The sequence below is a fragment of the Streptomyces sp. NPDC001156 genome (assembly GCF_053598275.1).
In genome coordinates this window covers 1-9731 of record NZ_JBSFJX010000264.1, presented here as the reverse complement: position 1 = coordinate 9731, position 9731 = coordinate 1, and the positions used below count along the sequence as shown (strand labels likewise).

The window sequence follows — 9731 nt, the reverse complement described above, 5'->3', positions numbered from 1 at the left end:
TGAGTTGAAGACGGATAGAGGGGAGGGGGGGGGTGGGCCGGGGGGGGGCGGAGGCGCGGGCGGGGGGGGGGCCGGGGGGCGCCGTGGCGCCCGCGGACCCGGGGGTCGAGCAGCGAATGGGATCAGTAGGAGAACTGCTTGATCTGGCTGCCGTCGCCCGCGTACGTCCAGCCGGTGCGGGTTGCCGGGTCGAGCTGGATGACGCGCTCGCGATGGCTGTCGAGCCGGCCGGTCCAGTTACCGAAGTTCTGGTACTCGACGCCGGTCACGGTCCCCACCGTCTTGCCCGTCTGCAGGTCGACGACGGCGATGCGGCTGGTGGCGTTGTTGTCGGCGGAGCCGTACTTGTAATTGCTACCCGTCGGCTTCAGGTCCGGCGCCTGGAAGGCGAACAGTGCCAGTTGGTGCTTGCCGTCGACGGCGAGCGCGACGGGCGCCTGCTGCATTGCGATATTCACCGGGTCCCCGCTCGGCAACTGCGCAAAGTACCCGGTGCCGGGGAATAGGTGGTTAAGCGAGCTGTACCACGTTTCGTAGAGGTTGCCGTTCTGGTCGGAGGCGAGGGTTGTGGCGCAAGGGATTCCCCCCTGGCTGTGGGTGACCGTTCCGTTGTCCAGGTCGACCGAGGCCACGGTGCCGGACCCGTTCAAGGCCACGCAGTTGACCTTGCTCAGGGTCTTCTGCGCGGAGAACACCCCGGTCGACTCGTCCACGTCGAGCAGGCCGTACGTGGAGTAGCCGTCAGGGGTGGGCTCGAGCTGGAGCGGCGTCCCCTGAGTGCCGGTCGCCGTGTCCACGGGGAGCACGAAGCTCGCACGGTCGCTCGAACGGTTGGCGAGCACCGCTGCGCGGTGGCGCCTGGCGTCCACCCGCCCGCCTGTCACGACGTACTGGTCGTCGACTCGGACGGGGCTGCCGACCGCGTTGCCCGTGCTCGTGTCGTAGGTCTCGAGCCACTGTTCGCCGGTGGTGGTCTGCTTGTGCAGGACCAGCGCGTGGTGGGCGGAGTCGACGCCGAACACCTCGTAGATGGAGCCGTACGCGGGGTCGCTCGTCAACTTGCGTCCGTAGATTCCGGTGGCGGCGTTGTAGTCGTACACCGCGCCTTCAACGGTGGGGCTTTCGACTGACACGACGGACGTGCCGCCGGGGACGATCGCGAAGTCGGTCAGGTTGGTGCCGTCGGGGGCCAGTCCGTCGTCGTATGCCAGCAGCGACGTCGGCGAGCCCTGCCCGAGTATCCTGCCGTGCCCGTCGACGGCGAACACCCGCAGGTCGTAGGCGACCGATGAGGGCAGCTTGAGCGCGAGGGCGTTGAGGTCCACCGTGCCTTGCGTGCCCTTCAGCGGGCGGTCGAGCGTGGCCGGGCTGTCCACCCCGTTGTGGTCGCGGGTGGTGCCGTTCTGGTTGCTGACCAGGTTGTACGAGTGGTACATGTTCGGCCCGGGCGCGGAGAGCTCCAGCAGCGTGCCGGTGGCGCCCTCGACCCGCGATACGTCGTAGTGCACCGAGAACTGCGGTGCGTTCCGGTTGATCTCCAGCAGGTGACCGAACTCTCCGGATGTCTTCGCGGCCAGGGTCGGCGCCGCCGGGCGCTGCGAGACGTCACCGCCGTCGACCCGGATCGAGGCGAACTCGCCGTACAGCGGGCCGCCGTTGAGGCTGCCTGTGGCGTTCTGGAGGATGCCGATTCCGTAGATGCCGCCGCCGGCGGAGAAGGCGCCGGCCGGGACGGTGACCGTGCCGCGAAGTCCCGTCAGCGGGGTGGTGTAGGAGGCGGAGAAGATCGGTGCCGCTGCGGGGCTCCAGTGGCCCACTCCCGACACGACCAGTTGGGGCGAGCTGACGTTCCGCACTCCGGTGAGGTCGTAGCTCACCTGCACGGAGTGCCCCGACTTGACCACGGGCTGGACCACCGGGGCGAGCGCCTCGGCGTAGCCGCCGTCGGTGGGGCCGAAGGTCAGCTCGTGGGTGGCCGAGGCCAGCACCTGGTGGCCGTGGCGCACCTCGAAGGTGAGCGAGACCTGACGGTCTGTCGTGGAGACGACCGGCAGTCCGGCCGCGGTCAGCATCTGGCTGGGTGTCAGCCGGATCGCCGGCACATCGGAGGTGAACTCGTGATTCCCGACGCGCAGCGCGTAGCTGACACCTTGCTGGTCGGGCAGGCCGGTCACGTCGGCGCCGATGGTCACCGGCCCCACCAGGCCCTCCCCGGTGGCGCTGGAGTACCTGTCCGGTCCGGCGAGGTCGATGCGTCCAGGGTCGGTGGCCTCCTGGTACGTACCACCGAGCGCGTCGATGGTCTGGCGATGCGCCACCGAGAGCCGGACGATCCGGGGCGTGTCCGTGCCGGCGTGGCTGCCGGGCGCCTTGGCCAGGACCGCCTGCACGGCGGCTGTGACGTCGAGCTGCGGGCCCACGTGCAGCGGCTGGTCGATCTGCGGCGGCGTGGGCACGGCCCGGCCGGTGCGCTCCAGCAGCGAACGGACGTCATCGGGCGACGGGTGCTGCCCGGTCAGCCGGGAGGTCTGCAGCACGACCGCCGCGGCGGCCGCGATTTCGGGCGCGGACGCGGAAGTGCCTCCGTTGAGGACCTCCGTCACCGACTGCGCGGTCTGGCCCTGGTGCTCGAAGGCGGGGATGCCGTCACTGGGCGCCGAGACGTTCACGCGCGTGCCGAATCCCGAGGAGAAGGCCTCCGAACCGTTGAGTCTGGTGGTCGCCCAGGTCCCGTTGGCCGACGCGGTCCCACCGTTCTGCGGCGGAACGGACAGCGTGTCGTCGGTCGTGGTGCCGCCCGCGGCGATCGCGCCGGAGTCCAGCACCTTGCTGGGCGTGGTCGACACCTGGTCGTCGTCGATCCGGGTGGTGTCGGCGGCCCTGGACGTCACGTCGGTCGCCGTGCTGCCGCCGTCGGGCCCGACGGCCGCGTTGGTGTACAGCCTGGTGCCGTCGTTCGACGAGACCACCACAGTGATGCCGTACTGCTGCACGATCGACGCGATCACGGCCTGCTGGACCGGGTCGTCCTCCAGGTAGCGGCCGGGGAGCCCGAATGCGTCGGTGCCGTAGCCGAGGCTGGCGGTGATCACGTCGGGTCGCGGCTGCTGCCGTGCCGCGGCCAGCAGCGCCACCGCGATCTGGCTGAACGTCGGCTGCTGCGGGACGACGAGCCGGTAGTTCGCGCCCGGGGCGATACCGAGGAGGTCGGAGGCTCCACTGCCCCGCATGTCGGGGCGCTGCAGTTCGTGTGGAAGCGGCGCCATCACGGAGAAGTCCAGCAGCACCTCACCCAGTACGGGGTCCTGCCCCTGGGCCGAGCCGGTCGGGTCGAGTGCGCCGGTCGCATCCGCGGTGTAGGTGGGGATCAAGGGCATCGTGGGGATGTCCAGGTACCGCTGGCCGTTCTGGACGACGGTCGTCGGCCCGTGCGGGTCGAGGTTGGGTGTCCCCGCGTCGGTGAGGTCGCCGACCGAGACGTTGGTGATGGTCTCGCCTGTGCCGGGCAGCTGGTCGAACTTCTTCTTGAGCACGCTGTAGGCGCCGGTCGCGTTCACGCCGCCGGCGTTGAGGAAGCTCTGCGTCGAGTCGGCGAGAGCCGCGTTGCCCGGCACACCGTCGGAGCCGGTCGTCGTGTCGCTGTCCGACTCCCTCGCCGACGCGGCGGCCTTGCCCGCCGTGGCGCTCACCGAGGAGGGCAGCGGCACGGACCCGGTGTTCATGGGGGAGACGGTCTGGTCGGGCTCGGCGTAGACGACACCGGGTGTCGCGGCCAGCGCCCGGGCAGCCGCCGAGGCGTCGCCGCCGGCCAGCTGGACGACCTGCACCTTGGACAGGTCGATCGCCCCGGAACCCAGCTTCGCCTGGGCGGCCGTGCGCAACTGCTTCGTCTGGGCAGCTGTGAGACCCGGCACCAGGGGCCGCATGGAGACCGCGTGGGCCCGGTGGAGCGCGGTGTTGACCGAGGTGTCCGAGGTCAGCGGGGTGCGGACCTGCAGATTGCGCTGCTTGCCCAACGACTTGCCCGTCACCTGGGTGGCCGAGCCGAGGACCACAAGGACCTGGTGAGGGCTGTTCTTCGCCGACTGCGCCGGCGTGGGCTTCAGGAACGAGCGCCACGGACCGAGCGCCGAGGACCCGGGTGAGGAGGGGAGCGCGGCCCCCGCAGACGTACCTTTCGCACCGGAATCGGCCGCCGGGCTCGCTCCGGTGGCCGTCGCGTACTGCACGGGTGTACCGAGCAATACGGCCGCGCTGGCTATGGTGACGACGCCGCGAGCGATCGCTCGTCTCCGCCGTTTCATGGGCACTCCACTTCTTCTTACAAAAGAACTCGGAGGAAGCACAGAGAAGGCGCCGGCTCCCGAACAGCGCCCAACACTGTTAGGTAATCTGTCAACCTGGAAAAGCCGGCACAAGATGACGAGGGTGGCGGACTTCCGTCAACTGGCAGCAAGTCGCCACCGAAACGGCGAAGTTGCGTTGAGCCGGGCGCGGGGAGCAAGTCATCGGGCGCCTTCAGCGTCGCTTCGAGCACGCGGGTTAGATTCCTTCACCAGCCCTTTGGCTCCCACAGATGGCAGCCCCCCGGGAGTTGAGGGAGGGCAGTGGTGCTGGAAGAGACACAGGACACCGAGGAGATCATCGAGCGGGTTGCCACGCTGGCCATCGGCAAGGCCGAGGTCGTGTGTGCTGCACCCGGGTGCCCCGTGAAGGGCCCCCGGGGCGGCGCATGCAGGAGGTCGTGACCTACCCGACCATGACCCGTTCCCTGCCGGCATGTGTGAGCATCTGCCCTGCCTGGGGGTGAACCTTCAGCGACCTAATCAAGCAGTGCTCGCGCCGCACGGCGGCGGGCACGGCATCCCATCAGCGATCAACTCTCCGGGTCGAACGGCAGGGGCACGGTCTTTCGTCAGGGCTCAAGAGCCGGGCATCGCTGCTGGTCTCAGCCACCCGAACCGCTTGCCGGATCCTGACTGATCGTCAATCGGGCCAGTTCGCTCGTGCCGCGCAAAGGGCGAAGCGCCGCCGCCGGCAGTGCCATAGTCCTGCTTCGCAGGCTGGCTGGCAGGATCTGCTATCGCTCCAAGAGATCGGTTGGATTGCTGATGCGGGCGAAGGTGTGGAAGAAACCGTTCTCCACGCGACGGTGGACGATGCGCCAGCCTTCGGGCCGCCGTTCCAGCCGGTCGTGCCACAGGCCCGTGTGCACGACGTTTGCGTTGCCGTCGCGTGTCTCGTGCGTGTGGAAGAACGGCGACGTGGCAGTCGCGTGATCACCGTCGATCACGACGGTCGCGTACCCTTCTCGGTGCTGCCAGCGCCCGAAGAGCCTCCCGAGCCCGTCCGTGGGCTGGCGGCGCGCGCCCCGCATGAAGCTGATGTAGTCCGACAGCGCGATTTCAGCGCTCTCGCCGACATCGGAAGCGTCGATGACCGCATCGCCGGAGAAAACCTCGCCCCACTGTGCCATCAAATCCTGGTCGGCGTTGTCACCCTGGTGCAGATCCTGACCAAGACCGTAGCGCGCGATGATGTCCTGGATGGCGATTCGGTCCATGAGGTACCGGATCGCGGCGTCAGACTCCATGTTCATTCCCGCTCATCCCCTTTCATTACCTATTCCTATCTCCCAGCCGCGCTCGGCCAGGCTGAACAGCGACGTAGCGCCGCGCGGCCCACGCATACAGGTCGGCGGTCTCGACGGCTGTGCCGCACCCTGGGCCGGCGCCGCAGCTGGGCCTCGGCCCAGCGTCGCCTTCACCGACAGTGACCCTCTCGGCGCCCGAGGTGACCTTTCTGGCGATGAAGACCCGCTTCGACCCGGGTGCGATCGATGCCTGCCGGTAGCCGTCGATTTTGGGCAATCCACTGGGTTCACCAAGGTGATGGCATGCCGCCTGCCTCTTTACCGCGAGAGGCGTCTGTCGTCTCTTGTGGTTACTAAGGAACCGTAGAAGAGTGGCTGCTGACATGGAAGAACGCACTTTTCGGTGACTGGGGAACCTCATGGTGACCAAGCAGTCCAAGGGCATGCCCGGGGACCAAGCAGACCTGACACATTCGGACTCGTTGACACGGGAGATCTTCTCGGAGGTCGCCAACAAGTGGGCGCTCCTGATCATCAAAGTCGTGGGTGAACGCACCCTGCGCTTCACCGAGTTGCGCAACGAGATCGAGGGCATCAGCCACAAGATGCTCACCCAGAACCTGCGCATGCTGGAGCGCAACGGCCTGCTCAAGCGGTGCGTGCATCCGACCGTGCCGCCGCGAGTCGAGTACACCCTCACAGAGCCGGGCCGAGCCCTGCGCACGGCAGTCGACGTAATGTGCGACTGGACCCACCGGTACCTCGGTCACATCGAGACCTCCCGCCGCCGCTTCGACGCCTGACGGTTGGAGCACTCGCACGCGCAGCCATCGGACGGTCACAGGAGCGCTTCGCCGAACTGGCCGACTGCCGCCCCGCAGTCTGTCTGAGGTGGAGTCATTGGATCTCTGCGGGACTTGGGGTGGCTGTGTTTCTTCTGCGGCTGGCGTTATGCGGCGTAGACGATCTTGGTCTCGAGGTAGGCGTTGAGGCCGTGGACGCCGAACTCACGCCCGAAGCCGGACATCTTGAAGCCGCCGAACGGGCTGGTGGGGTCGTCGACGAGCTGGTTGATCATGACGCGGCCAGCGAGGATCCGGTCGGCGACGACGCGGGCCCGCTGCGGGTCCTCGCCGTAGACATAGCCGTGCAGCCCGTAGGACACGTCGTTGGCGATGGCCACGGCTTCGTCGTCGTCGCGGTAGGTGATGACCGACAGGACCGGGCCGAAGATCTCCTCTTGGGCGATGGTCATGTCGTTGATGACACCGACGAAGACGGTGGGCTTGACGTAATTGCCCGCCTCGTAACCTTCGGGCTTGCCCTCGCCGCCCACGAGGATTTCGGCGCCTTCCTCGATGCCCTTGCGGATGTAGTTCTGGACTCGCTCGTAATGTCCCTTGGACACCATGGGCTGGATGACGGTTGCGGGGTCGCTCGGATCGCCGATCGCCAGCGCCTCCACGCCCGCCTTGAGGGCGGCCTTGGCCTCCTCCAGCCGGCTGGCGGGAACGAGGATGCGGGTTCCGGCGATGCACGCCTGGCCGGTGTTGAGCAGGCCCGCGGTCAGGGCGAACTGGACGGCCTTGTTCATGTCGGCGTCGTCGAGGATGACCGTGGGGGACTTACCACCGAGTTCGAGAGTGACCCGCTTCATCGTCTCGGTGGCCTCACGGTTGATCATCTTGCCAACCGTGGTCGACCCGGTGAAGGAGATCTTCTGCACCAGCGGGCTTCGGGTGATGGCATTGCCGACGGTAGCGCCCACGCCGTTGACGACGTTCACGACCCCGGGCGGAAGGGATGCCTTCTCGAAGCACTCCATGAGGATCCGGCTTTGCAGGGTGCTCAACTGGCCGCGACGCCGACCAGCACCTTGGTGATGGTGGCGTAGCCAGACTGCTCCACGCGTGCCTGGGGCCGGGGCGGCGGGCGCCGACGCGGCTGACGGCGGACCAGGCGGCGCTCGCCCAGCAGCTGTACGACGCGCGGGAGAAGACGGTGCAGCAGATCGCCGACCTGTTCGGGGTACCGCGCTCAACGGTGTGCGGGCACCCTGTCCGGGACAAGACCGTGCCGCGGCAGCCTATAAAGAAGACCACGCTCTGATGGTCACGCCGCCTGCCTCCTTGCCGGGAGAGATGCCTGCTGGTCTTAACGAAACTGCCTAGTTGTCAAGCCACTGGAGGCCGTCGCCCTGGGCCTGGTCGTGGTCGGTGGTGACGCTCAGGTACCGCCACTTCTCGTCCTGCTCCAGGCGCCTGGTCCAGGCGGCACGGCCGTAGGTGTAGGCGTCCGAACCCAGGAGCAGGCGCAAGGGGGGTTCGTCGAGGTCGGCGACGGTGAGGACGACCTGGGCGACCTTGGCTGGGTCGCCGTTGGCCTCCTGGGCGAAGTTCTGCATCGCCTCCGCGGCGGCGCCGACGGTGGCCTGGTACGGCTCGCTGATGGGCGGGGTGTGCATGGAAGCCCCGGCCCAGTCGGTGCGCATGCCGCCCGGTTCCAGGACGGTGACCTTGATGTTCAATGGGGCGACCTCGGTGGCGAGGACCTCGGAGAAGCCGCCCACGGCCCACTTGGCGGACTGGTAGGCGGTCATGCCGGGGCTGCCGATGCGGCCGCCGAGAGAGGAGATCTGGATGATGCGGCCGCCGCCCTGGCGGCGCAGCACGGGCACGGCGGCCCGGCTGAGGTACACGGTGCCGTAGAAGTTGGTGTCGATCTGCCGGTGGAACGCTTCCAGGGTCGTGTCCTCCAGGGAGGCGCGATCGCCCTGGCCGGCGTTGTTGACCACGACGTCCAGCCGCCCGAAGGCGTCGACGGTCTCGCCGACGACGCGTTCGGCGGCGTCGGCGTCGGTCACGTCGAGCCGGGCGGTGCGGACCTGGTCGCCGTGGGCGGCGACGAGGTCTTCCAGGGTGCGCGGGTCGTGGGCGGTGGCCATCACCCGGTGCCCGGCGGTGAGAGCGGCAGTGACGATCTCGCGGCCCAGGCCCCGGGAGGAGCCAGTGACCAGGAAAACCTTCGGCATGGGACGAACTCCGTCCATATGGGGTGAGCGCGGGGGGTGGAGTGTGCGGGGGGTGTGCCAGGGCGAAAGCGCCCGGCGGAGTAACGCAATCCAACTGCGTTACAGCACGCTAACACGTCACGGTGTTTACGCAGCACGCGTGCGTTACGGTAGCGGTCATGCAGCGCCGAGCCCGTTCGCCCGAGGCCAAGCTCCGCCGAGCCGAAGACCTGCTCGATGCCGCCCGAGCGCTGGCCGCCGCCCGGGGCGGGGTCCGCCATATCACGCTGGCGGCCGTCACCGAGGCTGCCGGCCTGCACCCCTCCGCCGTCCGCCGCTACTTCGACAGCAGGGAGGAACTCCTGCTCGAACTGGCCGAACGCGGCTGGCGGCAGTGGTGCGACATCCTCCTCGCCCGCCTTGCCGACACCCGCGGCCTCACCCCGGAACAGATCGCGGCCGCCGTGGCCGCCACGCTCGCCGAGCAACCGCTGTTCTGTGACCTGCTCACCCACGTCCCGCTCAGTCTCGAAGGAGACGTCTGCATCGAACGCGCCCGCCGCTTCAAGACCAACTCGTTCGCCGCGTACGACGCCATCGTCGAAACGCTGACCGCCGCGGGCACCATGACCAGCACACAGGTGCAGGACCTCCTCACGGTGGCGCTGGGGCTGACCGCCAACCTCTGGCAGATCTCCCATCCCACACCCACCCTTGCCGAGCTCTACGCCCAGCACCCCCGCTGGAAACACATTGCCCTCGACTTCGAACCACGACTGACCCGCCTGCTCCAGGCCACCGCCACCGTCCTCGCCCCGTGTTGCCCGACGTTCGTTTTGACGATGGCGGCGACACTGCCGCTGCGGTTGGGCGCCAAGCCGTAGGCCCCACTGGATCTTGATCCAGTGGGGCCTGGTGTGCATGGTGTCGCGAAGATGGTCACTCTGTCGTGACTTCGGCGACTGCCGCGCGGGCGGAGGATTCGTCGACGATGGCCTTGTCGTCGACGAACGCGGCGAGGAGGGCTTGGACGGCGAGGTTGTTGACCGCGCGGGGCAGACCGCGGCTGGTGGTGTGGATCAGGGAGATCGCATCGTCGGAGAACAGCGTGTCGGAGCGGCCGGCGAG

7 protein-coding genes and 1 pseudogene are annotated in these 9731 nt (G+C 68.3%); 3 read left to right on the top strand and 5 right to left on the bottom strand.

Annotated features, from left to right (window positions below; genetic code table 11):
• Positions 1-122: 122 nt before the first annotated feature.
• A complete protein-coding gene (locus tag ACWDA7_RS46500) occupies positions 123-4304 on the bottom strand; it encodes a S8 family serine peptidase (RefSeq protein WP_450613449.1) in 4182 nt (1393 codons plus the stop codon).
• Positions 4305-4610: 306 nt separating this feature from the next.
• Between ACWDA7_RS46500 and ACWDA7_RS46495 the strand changes: the two genes are divergently transcribed.
• Positions 4611-4748 (top strand): hypothetical protein, encoded by a 138-nt coding sequence (locus tag ACWDA7_RS46495; protein WP_450613447.1) that lies wholly within the window; start codon positions 4611-4613, stop codon positions 4746-4748.
• Between the two features lie 332 nt (positions 4749-5080).
• On the opposite strand, the gene ACWDA7_RS46490 is transcribed toward ACWDA7_RS46495, so the two are convergent.
• Positions 5081-5599 (bottom strand): nuclear transport factor 2 family protein, encoded by a 519-nt coding sequence (locus tag ACWDA7_RS46490; RefSeq protein ID WP_450613445.1) that lies wholly within the window; start codon positions 5597-5599, stop codon positions 5081-5083.
• A 413-nt stretch (positions 5600-6012) separates the two neighbouring features.
• Here ACWDA7_RS46490 and ACWDA7_RS46485 point away from each other — a divergent pair, with 413 nt between their 5' ends.
• Positions 6013-6396 (top strand): winged helix-turn-helix transcriptional regulator, encoded by a 384-nt coding sequence (locus ACWDA7_RS46485; protein WP_450613443.1) that lies wholly within the window; start codon positions 6013-6015, stop codon positions 6394-6396.
• 146 nt (positions 6397-6542) lie between these two features.
• Here the strand turns inward: ACWDA7_RS46485 and ACWDA7_RS46480 are convergent, their stop codons facing one another.
• Both ACWDA7_RS46480 and ACWDA7_RS46475 read right to left on the bottom strand, forming a co-directional pair.
• A complete protein-coding gene (locus ACWDA7_RS46480; RefSeq protein ID WP_450613441.1) occupies positions 6543-7445 on the bottom strand; it encodes an aldehyde dehydrogenase family protein in 903 nt (300 codons plus the stop codon).
• Positions 7446-7760: 315 nt separating this feature from the next.
• On the bottom strand, positions 7761-8624 hold the full coding sequence (locus ACWDA7_RS46475) for an SDR family NAD(P)-dependent oxidoreductase (protein ID WP_450613439.1): 864 nt from the start codon (positions 8622-8624) through the stop codon (positions 7761-7763).
• A gap of 158 nt (positions 8625-8782) precedes the next feature.
• On the opposite strand from ACWDA7_RS46475, the gene ACWDA7_RS46470 reads away from it, so the two are divergent.
• The gene (locus ACWDA7_RS46470; RefSeq protein WP_450613437.1) at positions 8783-9487 is read left to right on the top strand and encodes a TetR family transcriptional regulator; all 705 of its coding nucleotides are present in this window, start codon (positions 8783-8785) and stop codon (positions 9485-9487) included.
• 55 nt (positions 9488-9542) lie between these two features.
• Here the strand turns inward: ACWDA7_RS46470 and ACWDA7_RS46465 are convergent.
• Positions 9543-9731: pseudogene (locus tag ACWDA7_RS46465) on the bottom strand (ExeA family protein); the annotation flags it as partial.

Bases quoted from the DNA above. Each gene is read 5' to 3' on its own strand.
- ACWDA7_RS46500 (WP_450613449.1), bottom strand. From the start codon at position 4,304: ATGAAACGGCGGAGACGAGCGATCGCTCGCGGCGTCGTCACCATAGCC.
- ACWDA7_RS46490 (WP_450613445.1), bottom strand. From the start codon at position 5,599: ATGAACATGGAGTCTGACGCCGCGATCCGGTACCTCATGGACCGAATC.
- ACWDA7_RS46485 (WP_450613443.1), top strand. From the start codon at position 6,013: ATGGTGACCAAGCAGTCCAAGGGCATGCCCGGGGACCAAGCAGACCTG.
- ACWDA7_RS46475 (WP_450613439.1), bottom strand. From the start codon at position 8,624: ATGCCGAAGGTTTTCCTGGTCACTGGCTCCTCCCGGGGCCTGGGCCGC.
- ACWDA7_RS46470 (WP_450613437.1), top strand. From the start codon at position 8,783: ATGCAGCGCCGAGCCCGTTCGCCCGAGGCCAAGCTCCGCCGAGCCGAA.